The sequence below is a fragment of the Leucobacter albus genome, assembly GCF_039528015.1.
In the GTDB taxonomy this organism is placed as follows: domain Bacteria; phylum Actinomycetota; class Actinomycetes; order Actinomycetales; family Microbacteriaceae; genus Leucobacter; species Leucobacter albus.
The window spans coordinates 430,296-447,812 of record NZ_BAAAKZ010000003.1; the positions used below are offsets into that span (position 1 = coordinate 430,296).

The window sequence follows — 17,517 nt, forward strand, 5'->3', positions numbered from 1 at the left end:
GCCCTGGTGGATGTCAGCCCCCGGGCATAGGGTTGCGGGCATGGATGCAACAGCAGTGCTCATTGACCTCGCCCGTCGCCCACAACAGGCAGCAGAAATGCTGCGCGGGAAGCTCACTCCCGAACTCCTTGGCGCGCACCCGCACCACGACAACTCGATCGCCTGGCTCCTCTGGCATGCAGCCCGGGAGATCGACGTGCAGCTCGCCGCGCTCACCGGGAAGGAATCAGTGTGGACAGCAGCCGGCTACGCCGAGCGTTTCGGGCTGAAGGTGGAACCGGGCGACCTCGGCTATGGGCACACGCCGGAGCAGGCGCGGGCCATTGTCGTGCACGATGCCGACCTGCTCGTCGAACACCTGGCTGCGGTCGTTGACGCGCAGGTTGCGTACATTGCATCGCTCAGCGAGACGGAGCTAGACCGCGTCGTCGACGAGAACTGGGACCCAGTAGTGACGCTCGGTGTGCGGCTCGTGAGTATCTCTGCCGACGCTCTCGAACACGTCGCTCAAGCGACCTATGTTGCGGGGATGGGCGCCGACGCGTTCGAAACGCGCTAGTCTGCCCGTGTGCGCGCGGTGACCTCGGCAAGCTCGAGATTGATGAACGCGGAGATCATCGCCCGGTAGGTGTGCTCGACGACCTCCGGGGAAGCCCCCGCTTCGACTGCGAGGCCTCGCACCTTCGCGATCACCTGTTCGACGCGAGCTGGCGCGCGCACGGACGCGTCGTCGGTCTTGTGTGTCCCTGCCGCGACCACCCAGCGCTGACGTTCCGCAATGAGTTCCACGAGCTCCGCGTCGATGCCGTCGATCCGCTCACGAATTGCCGCGAGCGAGGGGGTAGCGTGCTTACGAGTGGTCATTGCGTTAGCGTACCGGGTTCGCCCTGGGCTCGGCGGTCAAGGGGCTGGTGGGAATATGCTTGCCTGATGAGTGGTCATGGGCAGCCGGTGCGGCCGGAACGTCAGCCTGACGAGTCCGCGCGCGCGGCTTCGATCCGCCCGGGCTGGCTGGCGGTATGACCCGGTGAGGTTTCCCGTGACCATCGACTTCAATTGGACGCGCGCGTGGCACGATCCCATCGTCACCCACTACGACTGGATCATGCTGGCCGTGAACGTGTTATTGGTGGGCGTGGTGCTGACGGCGTGCCTGATAGGCGTGATCTCGCTCATGGGGCGACGCGCGAAGCGCGCCGGCTCGCAATAGGCGACCGATCAGGGCTTGGTAGGGCCGTGCTCGGCGGGGCTGTCAACGTAGCCGATAGCTGCTACCCCCGACGGAACACCAGCAGGGCGTCGGCGACAAGATCGTGTGGGTACGAGTCCCACTGAACCTCCGTCGTTCCGACGTAGTCCAGGTGCTGGTTCAGTACCCGCGCGCAGTCTTCGATGAGCGGGGTTGTCGCGCCGGCGTGGTGGATGTCGGCGACGTTCCAAACGACGTAACCGCCGGGGCGCACAAGCAGCGCGCACTGCCTAGCGACGAGACCGAGCTCGTGGAGATAGCGGTCGTAGTTCCCGCCGTCGCGTTCGTACGCGGTCAGCGGATCCGCGTCGTGATGCTCCGCGGTCATATACGGCGGCGACGTGAGCACGAGATCGACGGTGGCTTCGACGCCGGCAGGCGTGTGAGAACGCACGAGGCGCAGCAGCTCGCGCGCGTCGCCCTCGATCACGTTGGCGCCGGGTACGCTGCGCTGTAGCTGCTCAACACGCTCGGGGAGCAACTCGATGCCGATCGCCGCCCGCCTGAGAGTGACGGCTCGGGTGATTGTTGTGCCGAACCCCGCAAACGGGTCAAAGACAAGCTCGCCAGGCGCGCTGCAGCGCTCAATCACGTGATCGACGAGCGACACGACCATGTGCACGTCTTCCTCGGCGCCGGTTGGGCGCTCCGCCTCGAACGTCGCGTGCAACGCAAACAGCCGGGTATCGAGCGGGGAGACCTGGCTGTCGCTGCCGAGCCGCAGTGCCCCACTGGGGGGTGTGATGACCGTACTCGCGCTGCTGGTGGAGCCCGCGCTATCAGTGTTGCCCACACACGCAGTGTAACCCGCCGGTGGTGGGAGCCACCCCTTGTGCTACAGGTGTGGGGCTTTTGGTGTTATGGTGAGGTCGTGTCCACCGATTCTGCTCCAGATCCCGCTCGTGACGGCGGCCCTGACGGCGGCCCTGACGGCGGCTCTGCTGCGACAAGTTCTGCAGCGGCAAAGCCTGTGGCGACTCAGTCGGTTCCCACCGCCCCCGCAGCAGGTGTTTCAGGCCGTCGGCCGGCGCGGGAGTTCCAGACGGGGCCGGTGACGGTGTGGCTTCGCCGCGCCGCGATCGCGGTGACCGTGGTCGGCTGGGTCGGGCTACTCGCGAGCTATCGGGGGCTACCCGAAGTGGTTCCGGTGCACTTCAACATGTCGGGCACGACCGACGGGTGGGGGCCGAAGAGTGTGCTGCTGGTGCTCGGTGGTGTGTTCTCCATGGTCGTCGTGGCGATGGTTTGGCTGTCCAGGGCGCCGCAGGTTTTCAGCTACCCCTTCGAAGTGACGCCCGACAACGCCCAGACCGTGTACCGCGAGGGCGAGCGCATGTTGGTGTGGGTGACGCTCTCGGTGGCCACGCCCTTCCCGCTGTTCGTGCTGTCATCGACCAGCGCGTTGAATATGGGAGTGCCGGTTATGCTGTGCCTAGTCGCGATGCTCGCGGCGACCGGTGTCGGCGTCTCGCGACTGATTGTCGCCGCACGTTGACCAAAGCCCGCACCTCCGAGGAGCCCGCCATGACCAGCACGACCGAGAAGATTGACTTCAAGAAGAGCCTCGACAGCTACCAGGCCAAGCGAGGCGTGTTCCGTGTCGTTGATGTGCCCGAACTGCAGTACCTCATGATCGATGGCCACGGCGACCCGAACACGAGCGCCGAGTATCAGGCGGCCCTCGAGGCGCTCTACCCGGTCGCATTCAAGCTGAAGTTCGCGAGCAAGAAAGAGCTCGGGCGCGACTATGTCGTGCCGCCACTCGAGGGCCTGTGGTGGGCGGCAGACATGGCATCGTTCACCGAGGCGCGCGACAAGTCGCAGTGGGACTGGACGATGATGATTATGGTGCCGGAGTGGATCGACGAGGCGATGGTCGCCGACACTATCGCGCTCGTCGGTGAGAGGGATGCGCCCGCGCGGCTCGCAGACGTTCGACTCGAGAGGCTCGCCGAGGGGGAGTGCGTGCAGACCCTTCACGTTGGTTCCTACGATGACGAGGGGCCGGTGCTGCAGCGACTGCACGAGGAGTTCATCCCCGAACGCGGGATGCAGATGCGCGGCAAGCACCACGAGATCTACCTCAGCGATGCGCGGCGGGTCGTTCCAGAGAGGCTGCGCACGGTGCTGCGGCAGTCGGTCGCACGCGAGTAACAGCCCGCGAGTCAGCCGCGCTCGGCCGGTCGGGCCAACGGCCCGGAACGAGCCGCACCGACAGGCCCCGCTATCCCATAGCCTGCCCGGGGCGCTCCATAAGCCGCCACGCCCCACCAAGCAGCGGCGTGAGCGTTGCCGCGACGTAGATACCCCCGATGACCGCGAGCGCACCCCGCGTGCCGAGGAGATCGGCGCCGACTCCGCCGAGGATGCTGCCGATCGGCATGCCCGCCCAGGCGCCGGCGGTAACGAGCCCGAGGACCCGGCCTCGCAGCTCCTGGGGGACACGTTCGAACTGCGCCGCGCCAAGAATGGGGTTGATCGCACCGGCGGCGAGCCCGCACACGATCGCCGCGGCGATCATGCCGGGAACCTGGAACCCGAGCGCCGGGGCAAGCGCGAACGCGCCCGCAACGCTGAAACAGATCGCGAACGGCACTCTGCGGGGGAGCCTGTGGGCGACAAAGCCGAAGCCGACGGTGCCGGCGAGCGCGGCGGCACCGAACGCGCCGACGATCGCGCCGAGCGGGGCGGATCCACCGAGAGATTCGGCAGCGTACAGTGGCATCAGTGTGCCAGACCGGGCAGCATCGAGGGCGTTCGTGAGGAGAACGAGCGCAACGATTCGCACGAGTAGCGGATCCTGGGCAACGAACCGAAACCCCGCTCGCAAATCTTGCCAGTACCCCTGCCCACTTGGTGCGGGGATCGCTGCGGCGGGAAGCCGCACGAGCAGCGCTGTAATGAGGGCTGATACCGCGAACGCGCCCGCTGTCGCGTAGAGCGCGGGGTAGGGGCCGAGGGTCGCGACGAGAACGCCAGCGAGCGGCGCACCAAGCAGCGTCGACAGCCTGCTCGTGCCGTCGAGAAACCCGATAGCGCGCTCGATGGGTAGGCCCGCGCGCTGCGACAACGCAGGCAGCAGTACGCGCCGTGCCGTCTCGCCCGGGGCATCAAACAGGCCGCCAAGAAAGACGAGGGCGAGCAGAGCGGGGAACGGTAGGGCGCCTAGGCCGGCGAGCACGGGGATGAGCACGAGTGTTGCCCCGCTGATAACGTCTGCCAGCGCCGATGAACGAATGTGGCCGACGCGATCGATGAGCGCCCCGCCGAACGTGGCGCCGAGAACGACCGGTGCGGTAGTGGCGGCCGCCGCGAGGCCTACCTGCAGGGCGCCGCCGCCGGTGTTCATCACCGCGAAGGGGATCGCGAAGACCGTGACGACGTTTCCCGTTCGCGAAAGCGCGTGGCTCGCAAGCAGCGCCTGCAGCGGCAGTGCATGGCTGCGCCAGGGGAGAGCTGCTCGCGGTGTCACGGCTGCTTGTAGCCCTGGACGAGGAAGAAGACCTCAGCGGCTTCGATGCTGGTGTCGCTGATGCCATTGGTGTCGCTCGCGGTGCCGGTGCCGGTGTCGCTGGCGGTGCCGGTGTCGCTGGTAGCACTTGCGCGGTTCGCAGCGCTCGCCGCAAGCCAGCGCTGCTGTAACGCCTCGAGCTCCGCGCCCATCTCGCGCAGCTGCCCGGGGGTGAGTCGCAGGCTCCGGTCGGAGGTGAAGCCCGCCTCGAGCCATTCGTCGGGCAGCTCGGCGGTCGAATCGATGTAATCGGAGAGCCGCTGCGCGTAGGCCTGCCCGAGCGCGCGATACATATCTTTTTGGGCCGTGAGCTTCTCGGGGTCGCGCGCGAACGCCGTCGTGTCCCAGGCCGTTGTGGCGTGGGTGGCGCGCCACCAGCGCTGACGTGCGTCCGTGCCGAGTTCGGGGGCCTCCTCGATGAACGAGGCGCCAGCGAGCTTCCTCAGGTGGTAGCTCAGCGACCCTGGTGCCTCGTCGACGTAGCGGGCGAGGTGCGCTGCGGTCTGCGGGCCGTGCTCGCGGAGGAGCGCGAGGAGCTTCAGTCGGGTCGGGTGCGCGAGCACGCGCATGTGGGCGGCGCTGTGGAGGTTTGGCTGCTCGGTCATGACACCAGAATATTACACAAGACAAATTGCGCAAGAGTCATTGTGGAAATTATTCTTGCGCACCGGCACCGGGAGAGGGAGGGGCAGCGGCAGCGGCAGGGGTGCGGATCCGCCCGCGTCACCAGCGCGGTACCGCGTCGCGCTACGATTCCACGGTGGGATTCTTGAGCTTTGAGCGGTACATCGCAGGTCTCGGAGCGGGCGCGCCCGCCGCCGAGGGGCCCTGGGGTGAGGAGCAGAACAGCGATTACGAGTCGGGGCTCGTGAGGTTGGGCGGTGAGCTCTGGCGCATCCGCACCGCGCGCGTGACACCAACGAAGCCCGGTGCATTCCTCGCCGTCTGGGAGCGCGGCCCCGACGGCCAGACGCGGCCCTTCGCCGAGGGTGGGGGAGTCGCCGGCCTGCTGGTGCTCGTCGACGAACCGACGCTAAGCGGTGAGACGCTGCGCGGGGTGTTCCGATTCTCCGAACGCATGCTAGTGGAGCAGGGAATCGTGCGGTCTGCTGCAAAGCCGGGCAAGCGCGGGTTTCGGGTCTACCCGAGCTGGTGCGTAGGCCTGAACACGCAGGCGCAGCGCACGCAGCGCGCCCAAGCTGCAGCTTTCACGCGCCTGGCCTAGTGCCTGGCCTAGCGCCTGGCCTAGCGCCTGCTAGGGCCGCGGCGTGTCTGTGATGAGGCGCTTGCCGAGCACCAGCACGTCGTTCGTTTCGTAGCCGAGCTCGGTGTAAAAGCCGATTGCCGCAGCGTTTTCCGCGCGCACCATGAGCTGCGCCTTCGGGCAGCCGAGGGCCTCGAGCTTGCGCTCGATCTCGTGCACGAGCGCGCGGCCGAGGCCGAGGCCCCGATGCTCCGGCGAGGTCGCGAGGTAGTACATCCAGCCGCGGTGGCCGTCGTAGCCGCCCATGACCGTGCCGATGACAGCTGGCGAGGAAGCGGCGGAGTCGGCGTCGTCGACGGTGGTGGCGACGAGAAACAGCTCCGGCTGCGCACCAAGGCTGCGCGCGATGTCGGCGCGAGGGTCGTTCCATGGCCTGGTTAGACCGCACGCCTCCCACAGTGCGACGGCAGCTTCGGTGTCGCTGGCGAGAAACTGGCGGATCGCGTAGCCGGTCGAGTGCTCCATGCGCCTACGCTACCGGCTCGCCAGTGTCGGCCGGTCTACTGGCGGTCGACGGCGAATGCCAGGTGCGGCATCTCGACGCCGCGATAGTGCTTGCTGAACCGACCGCGCACCGTCATGCCGAGACGAATCGCGACGTTCATCGAGGCAAGATTCGTGTCTCGGATCTGCGCGTACACGCGGTCGACACCGAGAGTGTTGAACGCGTAGTCGCGGCAGGCTGCGGCGGCCTCCGCGGCGTACCCCAGGTGCCAGTGCGCGCGATTGAAGAGGTAGCCCACCTCGATCACGTCTTCGCCGAGAATGTGCTGCCGCGTGAGCCCACACTGGCCGATCATGGTGTCGCCGGCTGCGATGCCCCCGATCGCGGTGTCGGTGTCGGTGTTGGTGTGAGTGTCGGTGTCGGTGTTGGTGTGAGTGTCGGTGTCGGTGTGAGCGTCGGTGTCGGTGTCGCGCAGCGTGACAGCCCAGAGCCCGAAGCCGTCGGTGGCGTAGCGCTCGCGCATGCGGGCGAACCAGGCCTCGACCATGGCGTCGTCAAACGCACCCTCGTAGGCCGTCATCGTCTCATCGTCTTGCAGAATTTCGCGCAACGCCGGTAGGTCGGCAGACGTTAGCTCTCTGAGCGTGAGGCGGGGTGTCTGCAAGATCATCTGTCCAGTTTCGCAGAGTCGGTGCTGGGTTTGGCCGCGGCGCCCGTGGTGTAGCCGTATTCCTGTTCCTGTTCCTGGGCCAGAAGCCCGGCGAGCTAGGCCCTCCCAGGCAATATGGCACTAGTTGTCGTTTAGGGGCGGTCATAACGACAACTGGTGCCATATTGAGCGGGGACGGAGGCGGAGGCAGAGGCGGAGGCGGAGGCGGAAGCGGGGGAGCCGGGGCCATTGCGCACGAGGGGCGGCACCTCGACAAGCGGCACGGGGAACCGGCCCGCTGTTGGGGCACCGACGTAGATCGCCCGCATCCCAATCTCGCGCGGCCCCTCGATATCGGCCGCCCAGTTGTCGCCGACGAACACCGCGCTACCGGTGTCGATGCCGTGCGTGTCGAGGGCGGCGAAGAAGATCTCGGGTCTCGGCTTGCGCCAACCGACATCGATCGATGTGACGACATCGGTAAAGAAGTGGTCGATGCCGAAGCGTCGAAGCATTCGCGGAACAAGCTCGGCGTTGTGGGTATTGCTGACTACCGCAAGGGTGTGGTCGCGAGCGAGGTCTTTCAGGCAGGCGAGCGCCCCATCGGCGAGGCGAATGTTCGCCGTCCAGGCATCGAGGTACTCCGTTACCAGACGGTCGAGCTCGCGCTCGTCGACCCCGCTCGCAGGCGCAACGGCCGCGCCAGCACCCGCCGCCGCGCCAGCACCCGTCGCCGCGCCAGCACCCGTCGCCGCGCCAGCACGCGCCGCCGCGCCAGCACGCGCCGCCGCGGCAGTGCGACCGGGGTCGCCGGCTCCCGGAGTGCCGCCAGTCGCGGCCTCCGCTCCAACCTCGCCAAGCACCTCCGCATAGTGTGCCGCGATCTCGTGCATCGAGCACTCGCGCCCGGAGCGTTCGGCCGCGCCGTCGAGCTCAGCCCAAGCCTGGCCCCAGAGCACGCTCGCGGTGGCGCCGTCGACGTCGAAGCCCGCACGCAGCGCGAACTCGTGGGGAGCATTGCGCTCGTGCGGGTGCACCGAGGGGTCGTAGTCGACGAGGGTGCCGAAGAAATCGAAGTAGACGTGTGTGGGCCCCTGCCCGGGCGTGCGCGCTGTCACGCCGCGTGCTTCGGCTCGAGCTGCCCGAGAATCTGGCGAATGTGGTCGGCAATGAGCTTCGGCTTGGTGAACGGCGCGTCGTGATCGGCCGCCTCGGCGACGGTGAGGGTGCTGTGGGGGAGCGCCGCGTGCGTAAGTCTGGCCGACTCGTGCATGAGCTTGCGCTCGCCGGCCCCGACGACGATGCCGGCGGGGCCGGTGAACGCCGACCACGCGGCTGGGAGCGTGAATGAAATGTTCTCGCCGACGCTCGCGAGCAGCGTTTCGACGCTCATTGCCCGGCTGTCGCGAATGTACTGGGGCAGGTACGCCCCCGGTACCCCGAGCTGCTTCGCCTGCAGCTTCGCGAACCACTCCTGCTTCGCGAGCGGTGCGGTGAGCTTCAGCAGGGCGAGGGTCGCCCCCTGCGCTGGCGCCGGCTTGGTCTCGGCGCTGACGATGAGCGCGCCGCGCACGAGGTCGGCATGCTCTGACGCGAGTCGAATCGCGAGCTGGCCGCCGAGCGAGAACCCGACGACGATCGCGCCGCGCGGTGCGCGGTCACGAATGAGCTCGGCAAGGCGTGCGACGGTGTCTGAATGGCTGACGTAGTCGATCGAGCCGCTCGTGCCGTGACCGGGCAAGTCGGGCACGATAGCCCGCACGGCGCCGGCGAGCTGGTTCATAACGGGCCGCCACATCCACCCGGAGACCCCGCCGCCGTGCAGGAAGAGCACGTCTGATCCGGTCCCCGAAATCATAGTGTTCATGTTGAAAAATCTTAGCAGCGGCCCTACCACCACACGCCGGTGGGAGCAGCAACGCATACCTTGCGCTGCGTGGCAAGCGCGAGGGTCGATCTCGACGCTGATATGACGCTGATATGACGCCATGTAACGCCGCGTGTCGGTGTGTGTCGCGTGCGGGTGCGGCATCGCGCACGCATGGGTAGCGTGACGAGCATGACTACTCTCACCGCACAGCCAACAACCACCATTCCCGAGATCAGCGCTGAGGAGCGCGCCGAGCGACTGACGGCCGCCGGCTCCGCTTGGGGCGCCCGCATCGACGCGAACCGCGATTCGTCGAAGCTTACCTACCGGGCCGAGGGGCGCGGCGAGGGCGGCGTCGCAACGCGCGTGCGCGCAGGCCGGCACGAGTTCGTCATCGATGAGCCAGCTGCGCTCGCTGGCGATGACGTCGCCGCGAGCCCCGTCGACTACGCCCTCGGTGCGCTGATCGGCTGCCAGGTTGTCGTCTACCGGCTCTACGCGCAGGCGCTCGGCATCGCAGTCGACGACATCAACGTTACGGCTGAGGGCGACCTCGACGCGGCCAGGCTGCTCGGCAAAGACGACGCGGTGCGCCCTGGGTTCAGCGCGATCCGCCTGCACGTCGAACTCACCGGCCCCGAGACGCAGGAGCGCTATGAGGCGCTGCGCGACGCGGTCGACATCAACTGCCCGGTCTACGACCTGTTCGCGAACCCGACGCCGGTTGCAGTCACGGTGAGCAAGGCGTAACTGAGTGGCTGCCCGGCGGGCCGCCGGGCAGCGGGGCCACCGGCGTAGCCAAGAAGCGGCCTCAGCTCGCGGCGTAGCCCGCTGATCCGCCCCGCTCACACGCCCCGCGGGTGTTTCTCGACCGCCACCCAATAGCATTGCGGTATGGGATATTCGCGTGTGACCTGGGGCATGAGCGCCCTGCTCTGGCTCGTCATCACCGTGCTGTGGTGCGTGTGGTTCGGGTGGCCTGCCGTGGCAGTCGCAGTGGTGTTCGCGATTCTGCCCGACGTCGCACTCATCGGAGCGTTCGCAACCCCTGGGGTGCTGAAGCCCGAGCGCGTCGCGTTTTACAACACGATGCATCACGCGGGCATTGCGGTCGCGGTGCTCGCGGCCGGGGTCGCGCTGTTTCTCGCGACGGGCGGCATGGAGGGCGGCGTGTGGGCGGTCGGCCTCGCTGGCCTCGCCTGGTTCGTGCATATCGCGGCGGATCGTGCGCTCGGTTTCGGCAGGCGCGACACCGATGGCAGCATCATCCCGGTGACGTAGCGCGAAAGATCATCCCGTGGGTGGACGGGCGTCGTACCAGGGTATGACGCGGGGCGGGTAGCTCAAACGCCAGACTGGATCGGTACGTGAGTCCGACCCTGCCTGAAAGGCGCTATGACCCCGCTCACCCGTCTCAGTTTGAAAAACCGCTTGATAGTGGGGTTGGTGACCCTCGCGGTCGCTGTCCTCGGCATCGTGTCGATGGGGGCGCTCAAGCAAGAGCTCATGCCGTCGATGAAGGTGCCGATGGCGTATGTCTCGGTGCAGGCTGACGGGCTCGCGCCCGAGGAGCTCGTGAAGGCGGTCACCGAGCCGACCGAGCAGGCGCTGAAGTCGGTGCCTGGCGTCACCCGCGTGAGCTCCGACACATCGAGCGGCTACGCGAACATCATGGTCGAGTGGCCGTTCGATGAAGACGCCGACGAGACGGTGCGCACGATCCGTTCAACGCTCGACGCGCTGAAGCCGAGCTTCCCGAGCGGCGCGCAGGCCGAGGTCTTCTCGGGCGGCGCAGACGACATGCCAGCGATGATGCTCAGCGCGGGCACCTCCGGCGATGAGACCGAGTTCGGCGATGCGCTCGAGCAGCGCGTCGTGCCGGCGCTTCAGGCGCTCCCAGGTGTGCAGAAGGCGGTGCTATCTGGCCGCGAGGAGCAGCAGATCGTTGTGGATCTGCGGCCAGCCGATGTCGCGAAGCTGAAGGTGGAGCCGGCCCTCGTGCAGGCGGCGCTCCAGGCGAACGGCGCGAGCCTGCCTGCCGGCCAGGTTGATGGCGATGGCGGATCGATCCCGGTCACCGTTGGCACCGCGCTCAGCACTGTCGAGGAGATTGGCGCACTGCCGATCGCCGCCGAAGACGGCGTCGTGCGCGTCTCTGACTTCGCCGACGTGCGCACCGAGACGATCCCGTCGCAGACGATCTCGCGGGTGAACGGCAACCCGGCGCTCACGCTCCAGATCATGCCTGCGCGCGGCGCGAACGTCGTGCAGATCTCGCACGCGGTCACCGAGGAGCTCGACCGGCAGGCCCCCGGCCTGAAAGCCGAGTTCGTCACGATCTTCGACCAGGCGCCGTTCATCGAGCAGTCGATCCACGACCTCGCCGTTGAGGGCGGCCTCGGCCTCGCGTTTGCGGTGCTCGTGATTCTCGCGTTCCTCGCGTCGTGGCGGTCGACGATCATCGCGGCGGTGTCGATCCCGCTGTCGCTGCTCATCACCCTCATCGGGTTGCAGGTGAGCGACAACACCCTGAACATTCTCACGCTCGGCGCGCTCACGATCGCGATCGGCCGCGTCGTCGACGACTCGATCGTGGTGATCGAGAACATCAGTAGAAGGCGCGGCACCGGCCCGCTCACGATCGAGGGCGTCGTCGCGTCGGTGCGCCAGGTCGCTGGCGCAATCACCGCTTCGACGCTCACGACCGTCGCCGTGTTCCTCCCGATCGCGTTCGTGTCTGGCATGGCCGGGCAGCTGTTCCGGCCGTTCGCGATCACCGTGTCGATTGCGCTGCTCGCGTCGCTCCTCGTCGCGCTCACGATCGTGCCAGTGCTCGCGTTCTGGTTCATGCAGAAGCCGCCGAAGCGTGCGCACGGTGTGGCAGGCGCCGACGGTGCCGCTGACGACGGTGCTGCTACCGACCCAGACCACGTGCCGTCAGAGCTCGACGAGATCCACACCGCGCCAGACAAGCTGCAGCGCGCGATCATGCCTGCGCTGTCTGCGACCCGACGCCACCCCGTGATCACGCTCGTGAGCTCAGCGCTCATCCTCGTCGTGACGCTCGGCATGACGACGCTGCTCAAGACCGACTTCCTCGGCTCGACGGGGCAGGAGAGCCTGCAGCTCACCCAGACCCCGAAGGAGGGCGCCACCGACCTCGTCGCCGAGGCAGAGCCTGTTGAACGCGCGGTCGGCAAGGTGCCTGGCGTGCGCGACGTGATGACGACGATCCCGGTCGGCGGCGAGGGGCAGCCGACGATCTCGTACAGCCTGCAACTCGCCGACGGCGCAAACGTCGACGCCGTGAGCGGCGCCGTGCAGAAAGCGCTCGACGGGCTCGACGACGCCGGCGAGACGCGACTCGAGACGCAAGACGCGTTCGTTGGCGACGCAGGCGGGGGCGGCATCGCGCTGCAGATTCGCGGCAACGACCCCGCGGCGCTGCGCGAGGCGAGCGAGCTGCTCGAGAAGGAGCTCGGCGACGCCAAAGGCGTGCAGAGCGTGTACAGCGACATCAAGGGCGAGCAGCCGATCCTGCGGATCGAGCTCGACGAGGCGAAGGCCACGCGCCTCGGCTTCGACCGCGCGGCTGTTGCGAAGGCGATTCAGAACGCGATGCAGGGCGAGACGATCGGCAGGCTCATGTTCGCGGGCTCGGAGCGCGACATCGTGCTGCGCACCCCGGGCACCGAGTACACCGCCGCAAATCTCGGCGACCTTCTCCTCCCGGTGACCCCGCAGCAGACCGCCGCGGCGCAGAAGGCCGCCGGCGATGCGCTGCAGCAGAAGGCCGAGGCTGAAGCCGAGGCCGCGCGCCTCAAGGGCAACGCCGAGCTCAGCAATCAGATCTGGGAGGCCGGCAACCAGCGCGCCGAGCTCGTGCAGCAGCTCGGTGAGCTCAACGCCCAGTTGGCTGAGCTCTCCGCGCAGCCGGTAACGCCGTACCCGCCCCTCGACCCGACCGAGGTAGGCAAGCAGCAGGCCGAGCAGGAGCGCGCAGAGATGCTCGCTGGCATTCAGAGCGCAATCGCCGGTGCCCAGAGCGGCATCGCTGGCATCGACGAGCAGATCGCAGCCCTCAGGCAGAGCCAGAGCGACATGGCGCAGCAGCTCGTCGACCAGCAGGCGGCCGAGGCCGAGACGAAGGCCGCGACCGAGGTCACGGGCACTGCGCTCAAGCTCTCGGAGATCGCCACGGTGACCGAGGAGCAAACCGCCCCCGTGATCGTTCGTGAAGACGGCGAACGCCAGGTCGTGCTCTCGGTGACTCCGAAGACCGGTCAGCTCGACGCGGCGAACCGCGCGGTCGACAGGGCGATCGCCACGACCGACCTGCCTGCCGGCGTCAGCTTCCAGCTGGGGGGAGTGAGCGCCCAGCAAGACGAGGCGTTTGGCCAGCTGGGTGTCGCGATGCTCGCGGCGATCATGCTCGTGCTGCTCGTGATGGTCGCGACGTTCCGCAACTTCCGCGGGCCGCTCGTGCTGCTCATCTCGATCCCGTTCGCGGCGACCGGTGCGATTCTCGGGCTGCTCATCACCGGCGTGCCGCTCGGGCTGCCGGCGCTCATCGGGCTGCTCATGCTCATCGGCATCGTCGTAACCAACGCGATCGTGCTCATGGACCTCATCAATAGGCTACGCGAGAGCGGCGCGAGCCTCGACGAGGCCGTCGAGCACGGCACGAGGCTCAGGCTCCGGCCGATCCTCATGACCGCAGCCGCGACAATCTTCGCGCTCGTGCCGATGTCGCTCGGACTCACCGGCGGCGGCGTGTTCATCTCGCGCCCGCTCGCTATCGTCGTCATCGGCGGGCTCGTATCCTCGACGCTGCTCACGCTCATCCTCGTGCCGGTGCTCTACACGCTCGTCGAGCGCAGGCGCGAGCGCAAGGTCGAAAAACGGGCCGCAAAGCGCGCGCAGCGCGAGGCGGATCGGGCCGACAAGCTCGCTGGTGGCACGACTGATGGTGCAATCGGCGGAGCGGAGGACATCACCGAGGTACTCGGTCTGGGCGACAGCGCCAAGCCCGAGCGCAGCGGCGACTAGCAGGGCCAGGGGAAGACGACGGCTGAGGGTGCTCCGGTCAGAGAACGCTCAGCCCGAGTCTGCCCACCCCGGTCGGCTCAGGCGAGGTCAGCGAGCGCAGCCATGACGCGCGTCATGACCTGTTGTTGGGCTGTGTTGAGCGCCTCGAACGCGAGCTCGGTGACGAGCGGCACATCGAGCGCAGCGCCCGACTCGATCTCAGAGAGCGCTGCGTGGTTGGGGTGCTCTGTGATGAACGTGCGCATCGCCGCGGCGAGTTCGGTCGCCAGTCGAGCGACCTCGGCGGCGCTCGCGTTCGCCGGGAGACGCATCACCTCACGCTCGAGACGGTGCATCTCGGCGGGCAGGTCGGCAATCGTCTCGGCGATGGTCGCGATGTAGTGCGCGGGGGTGAGGTGCCCGAGCAAGATAGCGAGGTCGCGGTTCACCCGCGCAGCGTATGCTCCGTCTGCGGTGCCCGCCGCGGTCGTCACAACCCGGTCGGGCGCCGACTGCCCACCCAGTAGGGCGCCGTACACCGCGGCAGCCGGCGGCGCGAGATCGAGCGGGCTGCTGCCGAGCAAGAGCGTGTCGACCTCGGCGCGCACCGCGGTCAGCTCGGCGATACGCGCGTCGAGCTCACCGCGCAGATCGGCGAGCAGGGCGAGGGCAGCCGCGCTGCGATCTGCGCCGTTGCCCTGCGCAGTGTGGCGATCTGTTTCGTGAGTACTCGTCAGCTCGGGCCGAAGCATCTCTGCCACCCGGTCGAGCCCAAACCCAAGCCCGGTGAGCCGCTTGATGCGCAGCACGAGCACGAGATGCTGCCCGGTGTACTGCTTGTACCCGTTCGAGAGGCGAGCGGGGTCGGGCAGCAGGCCGAGATCGTGCCAGTGGCGGATCGCGCGGAGACTCACCCCGGCGAGCTCTGCGAGCTCCCGTGTGCTCCAAGGCATGGGGTTACACCTCCGTGGTCGGCGGTTGCGGCGAAGGCGAAGATGGGTGCCCCGTGGGAGGAGAGCCTTGCGCTACGGGGAGACTACCCTGTGGAGCCGAGGGGCTGCCCTGTGGGGCAGATGGGTCACCCGGTGAGACCGCATCGAGCGAACGGAACGCCGGGGCAACGAGCGCAGCGAGCATTGCCAGCGTGACGAGCGCCCCCACTGCGAGACCGGCGGCGACGAGGCCGAAACCTGAGGCAAGCGCGGCGATCGGCGTGAGGAGTATCGCCGGAGCCCCGAGCATGACCGCGTTCTGGGCGCTGAGCACCCTGCCGCGCAGCCCGTTGGGGATTGCCTCGATCTGTACAACGCCCATGAGTGCCGAGAACGGGCCGTTCGTGAGCCCGATCCACACCGTCGCGGCGAGCACGACCCACGGCGAGGCGAGGCTGCCGAGCGCGAGAAAGCCGATCACAGAGCCGGCAACACCCACGATGAACCACGTGCGCCGCGAGACGCGGCCAACGGTGGCCGTGTACACACCCGCACCAATGATGCTGCCGAGTGCGATGCCGAAGATCACGAGCCCGGTGAGGCTCGGGAGGTCAACCTCTGTGAAGTACGCAGGGAGAATGACGACCTGCAGCGCGGTGAGCGCAACGACAGAGAGCGCCGAGAGCGCCGTGGCGCCGAGCACCAGCCGGTGCCCGAAAAGGAACCTCCACCCATCGAGCAGGTCGCGAACGACGCCAGCGGCGCCCCGGCGCTGCGCCAGGTCAGCGGCGGCCACTGGATGGGCGCTCCGCACGGTAGTGCCCTGCCCGGCGGTGCCCTGCCCGGCGGTGCCCTGCCCGGCGGTGCCCTGCCCGGCGGTGCCCTGCCCGGCGGTGCCCTGCCCGGCGGTGCCCTGCCCGGCGGTGCTCGCGAGCACGGTGCCGATGTCGCGCGGAAGCGTGAGCGTCACCAGGGCGGCCGCGAGGCTGGTGCCGGCGGTGATCCACATCGCCGCTGAACTTACGCCGGCCAGCCACACGATGAGCCCACCGAGCCCCGGGCCCACAATTAGGAGCACGCCGCTCAGCGCCTCACGCGCGCCCACCAGGCGATCGAGTGCTCCCGACCGCGCGCGCTGGTGCGCGACCAGTCGTGGCAGCATGCTCTCGCGCGCCGTGAGCCCCGGCACGTCTCCAAACGCCCCCAACACCCCGAGTGCGATAAACCAGGTGAGGCTGAGCCCCCACACCGCGTCGACGACGGGAAGCGCCGCGACCGATAACGCGGATAACGTGTCGCTGATGATCGAGACAGTGCGGCGATTGAAACGATCTACAACGACGCCCGCGAAGACGCCGATGACGGCGCCGACGCCCGTGGTAGCGGTGGCGACGATACCAGCGGCGAGCACGTCACCGGTCTTTGCGAGGACGAGTAGCGGGAATAGCACCGAGGCGATGCCATTGCCGAGTAGTGAGAGGCAGTAGGAGCCAAAATACGCGAGGGTGTGTCGTGTCATGCACCCATCGAAGACTGTGCCGTCGCGGCACAGTCAAGCCCGGGGCCCGTGGCCCGCCTGCCCGGCCCCGGCCCCGGCTCGGCCCCGCCTGCCCGGCCCTGGCCCGGCCCTGGCCCGGCCCTGGCCCGGCCCCGGCTCGGCCCCGCCTGCCCGGCCCCGGCCCGGCCCGGGCCTGCCCTCCGTGAGCCCTACCCTTGCCTCCGAGAACACCCCCTTGCCCTGCGATGCAGGCGGTGGTGTTCGGATGCAAGGGTAGGGCTCACTGCGATGCACGTGGTCTCGGCTGGCGGCGCGGAGGCCTCGCTGGGCGAGTGGCGCCGGTTAGGGTAAGCGTATGAACTCCACCCGCGGAGCTGCAGCATCCGCCACCCCCAAGCTGCCGCCCATAGGAGCAAGCCCGATCGCGGGCAAATGGCGGCAGCGCCCGCTGTGGGGTCGGCTCTGGCGAATCGCACTCTTCACACTCGTCGCGGTAGTGATCTGGCAGGCGCTGAACCACCTCATCGTGTGGCAGTGGCTGCACAATGGCTATTTTCGCCCCGGCCTGAGCTCCCTCATCGTGTCGCTCGCGCTGCCGACGCTGTACTACACCGCGCTCGCCGCAGTGCTGCAGCGCTGGCTCGTGCGCTTTGGCCCGGTCGCGCAGGCCCTCGTGTTCGGCGGGTGCGCCGTCGCAGTTGCTGCGTTGTTCGACGCACTCATATGGTTGCCCGCGCTCAGTGCGACCCTCGGGCAGTTCGCCGCCGGTGAGTGTGGCACCGGTGGCACAGCCGTCGGGTGCGCCGAAGCCGTCGCGCATAGCCTGCGCGCGATGCTCGACGGGCTGCTTCGAGTCTTTGCCATCTCTTCTTTCGGCTACGGCTTAGCACTCGCGTCGCTGAGCGCTCGCGCGCGCTGGGTATACGTCGTTGCGATTGGTGTCGCCGCTGTGCTTGCCGCGCTGGCAATCGCAGGAACGCTCGCTCGGGCGAACGGTGCCGCGTAGCCAAGGTTCCAGCAGCTTGGCGGCGCGGCGCGGGGTATGGGGCCCAGGGGCACCCACCCGGTAGT

Annotated in this window: 19 protein-coding genes; 9 read left to right on the top strand and 10 right to left on the bottom strand. The window is 68.2% G+C overall.

Annotation, left to right across the window (positions count from 1 at the left end; translation table 11 throughout):
- The first annotated feature begins 40 nt into the window (after nucleotides 1-40).
- On the top strand, nucleotides 41-559 hold the full coding sequence (locus ABD115_RS05640) for a mycothiol transferase (RefSeq protein ID WP_343959076.1): 519 nt from the start codon (nucleotides 41-43) through the stop codon (nucleotides 557-559).
- On the opposite strand, the gene ABD115_RS05645 is transcribed toward ABD115_RS05640, so the two are convergent.
- Nucleotides 556-864 carry a chorismate mutase gene (locus tag ABD115_RS05645; RefSeq protein WP_343959079.1) on the bottom strand — a complete coding sequence of 103 codons (309 nt, stop codon included), beginning with the start codon at nucleotides 862-864 and terminating at the stop codon, nucleotides 556-558. The two genes, ABD115_RS05640 and ABD115_RS05645, sit on opposite strands and share 4 nt — an antisense overlap.
- A 175-nt stretch (nucleotides 865-1,039) precedes the next feature.
- Here ABD115_RS05645 and ABD115_RS05650 point away from each other — a divergent pair, with 175 nt between their 5' ends.
- Nucleotides 1,040-1,210: a hypothetical protein gene (locus tag ABD115_RS05650; protein ID WP_343959081.1), complete on the top strand. Its 171-nt coding sequence runs from the start codon at nucleotides 1,040-1,042 to the stop codon at nucleotides 1,208-1,210.
- Between the two features lie 61 nt (nucleotides 1,211-1,271).
- Here ABD115_RS05650 and ABD115_RS05655 read toward each other — a convergent pair whose 3' ends face one another.
- On the bottom strand, nucleotides 1,272-2,042 hold the full coding sequence (locus tag ABD115_RS05655) for a DNA methyltransferase (RefSeq protein WP_343959084.1): 771 nt from the start codon (nucleotides 2,040-2,042) through the stop codon (nucleotides 1,272-1,274).
- Between the two features lie 78 nt (nucleotides 2,043-2,120).
- Here ABD115_RS05655 and ABD115_RS05660 point away from each other — a divergent pair, with 78 nt between their 5' ends.
- Together ABD115_RS05660 and ABD115_RS05665 are read left to right on the top strand one after the other, a co-directional pair.
- The gene (locus ABD115_RS05660; RefSeq protein ID WP_343959086.1) at nucleotides 2,121-2,744 is read left to right on the top strand and encodes a DUF1648 domain-containing protein; all 624 of its coding nucleotides are present in this window, start codon (nucleotides 2,121-2,123) and stop codon (nucleotides 2,742-2,744) included.
- 29 nt (nucleotides 2,745-2,773) lie between these two features.
- On the top strand, nucleotides 2,774-3,403 hold the full coding sequence (locus ABD115_RS05665) for a GyrI-like domain-containing protein (RefSeq protein WP_343959088.1): 630 nt from the start codon (nucleotides 2,774-2,776) through the stop codon (nucleotides 3,401-3,403).
- Nucleotides 3,404-3,473: 70 nt separating this feature from the next.
- Here ABD115_RS05665 and ABD115_RS05670 read toward each other — a convergent pair whose 3' ends face one another.
- On the bottom strand, nucleotides 3,474-4,721 hold the full coding sequence (locus ABD115_RS05670; RefSeq protein WP_343959090.1) for an MFS transporter: 1,248 nt from the start codon (nucleotides 4,719-4,721) through the stop codon (nucleotides 3,474-3,476).
- Nucleotides 4,718-5,365, bottom strand: coding sequence for an ArsR/SmtB family transcription factor (locus ABD115_RS05675; protein WP_343959092.1), 648 nt, complete (start codon nucleotides 5,363-5,365; stop codon nucleotides 4,718-4,720). The genes ABD115_RS05670 and ABD115_RS05675 overlap by 4 nt, the downstream gene beginning before the upstream one ends.
- Nucleotides 5,366-5,520: 155 nt before the next feature.
- On the opposite strand from ABD115_RS05675, the gene ABD115_RS05680 reads away from it, so the two are divergent.
- A complete protein-coding gene (locus ABD115_RS05680) occupies nucleotides 5,521-5,985 on the top strand; it encodes a MepB family protein (RefSeq protein ID WP_343959094.1) in 465 nt (154 codons plus the stop codon).
- Between the two features lie 30 nt (nucleotides 5,986-6,015).
- On the opposite strand, the gene ABD115_RS05685 is transcribed toward ABD115_RS05680, so the two are convergent.
- The 4 genes from ABD115_RS05685 to ABD115_RS05700 all read right to left on the bottom strand — a co-directional run bounded on the left by ABD115_RS05685 (nucleotide 6,016) and on the right by ABD115_RS05700 (nucleotide 8,985).
- Nucleotides 6,016-6,489 carry a GNAT family acetyltransferase gene (locus tag ABD115_RS05685; protein WP_343959096.1) on the bottom strand — a complete coding sequence of 158 codons (474 nt, stop codon included), beginning with the start codon at nucleotides 6,487-6,489 and terminating at the stop codon, nucleotides 6,016-6,018.
- Between the two features lie 35 nt (nucleotides 6,490-6,524).
- Entirely contained in the window at nucleotides 6,525-7,139 is a 615-nt protein-coding gene (locus ABD115_RS05690; protein WP_343959098.1) for a GNAT family N-acetyltransferase, read from the bottom strand.
- 131 nt (nucleotides 7,140-7,270) lie between these two features.
- Nucleotides 7,271-8,236 carry an HAD family hydrolase gene (locus tag ABD115_RS05695; RefSeq protein ID WP_343959100.1) on the bottom strand — a complete coding sequence of 322 codons (966 nt, stop codon included), beginning with the start codon at nucleotides 8,234-8,236 and terminating at the stop codon, nucleotides 7,271-7,273.
- Nucleotides 8,233-8,985, bottom strand: coding sequence for an alpha/beta fold hydrolase (locus ABD115_RS05700; RefSeq protein WP_343959102.1), 753 nt, complete (start codon nucleotides 8,983-8,985; stop codon nucleotides 8,233-8,235). Before ABD115_RS05700 ends, ABD115_RS05695 begins: the two co-directional genes overlap by 4 nt.
- A gap of 192 nt (nucleotides 8,986-9,177) precedes the next feature.
- Between ABD115_RS05700 and ABD115_RS05705 the strand changes: the two genes are divergently transcribed.
- The 3 genes from ABD115_RS05705 (at nucleotide 9,178) to ABD115_RS05715 (ending at nucleotide 14,037) form a co-directional block, all read left to right on the top strand.
- Complete coding sequence (locus ABD115_RS05705; RefSeq protein WP_343959104.1) at nucleotides 9,178-9,738, top strand: OsmC family protein; 561 nt, start codon at nucleotides 9,178-9,180, stop codon at nucleotides 9,736-9,738.
- Nucleotides 9,739-9,882: 144 nt separating this feature from the next.
- Nucleotides 9,883-10,269 (top strand): DUF4260 family protein, encoded by a 387-nt coding sequence (locus ABD115_RS05710; protein ID WP_343959106.1) that lies wholly within the window; start codon nucleotides 9,883-9,885, stop codon nucleotides 10,267-10,269.
- Nucleotides 10,270-10,383: 114 nt separating this feature from the next.
- Nucleotides 10,384-14,037, top strand: a complete 3,654-nt coding sequence (locus ABD115_RS05715; RefSeq protein ID WP_343959108.1) for an efflux RND transporter permease subunit — start codon at nucleotides 10,384-10,386, stop codon at nucleotides 14,035-14,037.
- Between the two features lie 77 nt (nucleotides 14,038-14,114).
- On the opposite strand, the gene ABD115_RS05720 is transcribed toward ABD115_RS05715, so the two are convergent.
- Entirely contained in the window at nucleotides 14,115-14,969 is an 855-nt protein-coding gene (locus ABD115_RS05720) for a helix-turn-helix domain-containing protein (protein ID WP_343959110.1), read from the bottom strand.
- 4 nt (nucleotides 14,970-14,973) lie between these two features.
- Entirely contained in the window at nucleotides 14,974-16,467 is a 1,494-nt protein-coding gene (locus ABD115_RS05725) for an MFS transporter (RefSeq protein WP_343959112.1), read from the bottom strand.
- 334 nt (nucleotides 16,468-16,801) lie between these two features.
- Here ABD115_RS05725 and ABD115_RS05730 point away from each other — a divergent pair, with 334 nt between their 5' ends.
- Nucleotides 16,802-17,452, top strand: a complete 651-nt coding sequence (locus ABD115_RS05730; protein WP_343959114.1) for a hypothetical protein — start codon at nucleotides 16,802-16,804, stop codon at nucleotides 17,450-17,452.
- The last annotated feature ends 65 nt before the right edge of the window (nucleotides 17,453-17,517 follow it).

Bases quoted from the DNA above. Each gene is read 5' to 3' on its own strand.
- ABD115_RS05730 (WP_343959114.1), top strand. From the start codon at position 16,802: ATGAACTCCACCCGCGGAGCTGCAGCATCCGCCACCCCCAAGCTGCCG.
- ABD115_RS05675 (WP_343959092.1), bottom strand. From the start codon at position 5,365: ATGACCGAGCAGCCAAACCTCCACAGCGCCGCCCACATGCGCGTGCTC.
- ABD115_RS05725 (WP_343959112.1), bottom strand. From the start codon at position 16,467: ATGACACGACACACCCTCGCGTATTTTGGCTCCTACTGCCTCTCACTA.
- ABD115_RS05705 (WP_343959104.1), top strand. From the start codon at position 9,178: ATGACTACTCTCACCGCACAGCCAACAACCACCATTCCCGAGATCAGC.
- ABD115_RS05720 (WP_343959110.1), bottom strand. From the start codon at position 14,969: ATGCCTTGGAGCACACGGGAGCTCGCAGAGCTCGCCGGGGTGAGTCTC.
- ABD115_RS05640 (WP_343959076.1), top strand. From the start codon at position 41: ATGGATGCAACAGCAGTGCTCATTGACCTCGCCCGTCGCCCACAACAG.
- ABD115_RS05685 (WP_343959096.1), bottom strand. From the start codon at position 6,489: ATGGAGCACTCGACCGGCTACGCGATCCGCCAGTTTCTCGCCAGCGAC.
- ABD115_RS05710 (WP_343959106.1), top strand. From the start codon at position 9,883: ATGGGATATTCGCGTGTGACCTGGGGCATGAGCGCCCTGCTCTGGCTC.
- ABD115_RS05645 (WP_343959079.1), bottom strand. From the start codon at position 864: ATGACCACTCGTAAGCACGCTACCCCCTCGCTCGCGGCAATTCGTGAG.
- ABD115_RS05690 (WP_343959098.1), bottom strand. From the start codon at position 7,139: ATGATCTTGCAGACACCCCGCCTCACGCTCAGAGAGCTAACGTCTGCC.
- ABD115_RS05700 (WP_343959102.1), bottom strand. From the start codon at position 8,985: ATGAACACTATGATTTCGGGGACCGGATCAGACGTGCTCTTCCTGCAC.
- ABD115_RS05715 (WP_343959108.1), top strand. From the start codon at position 10,384: ATGACCCCGCTCACCCGTCTCAGTTTGAAAAACCGCTTGATAGTGGGG.
- ABD115_RS05665 (WP_343959088.1), top strand. From the start codon at position 2,774: ATGACCAGCACGACCGAGAAGATTGACTTCAAGAAGAGCCTCGACAGC.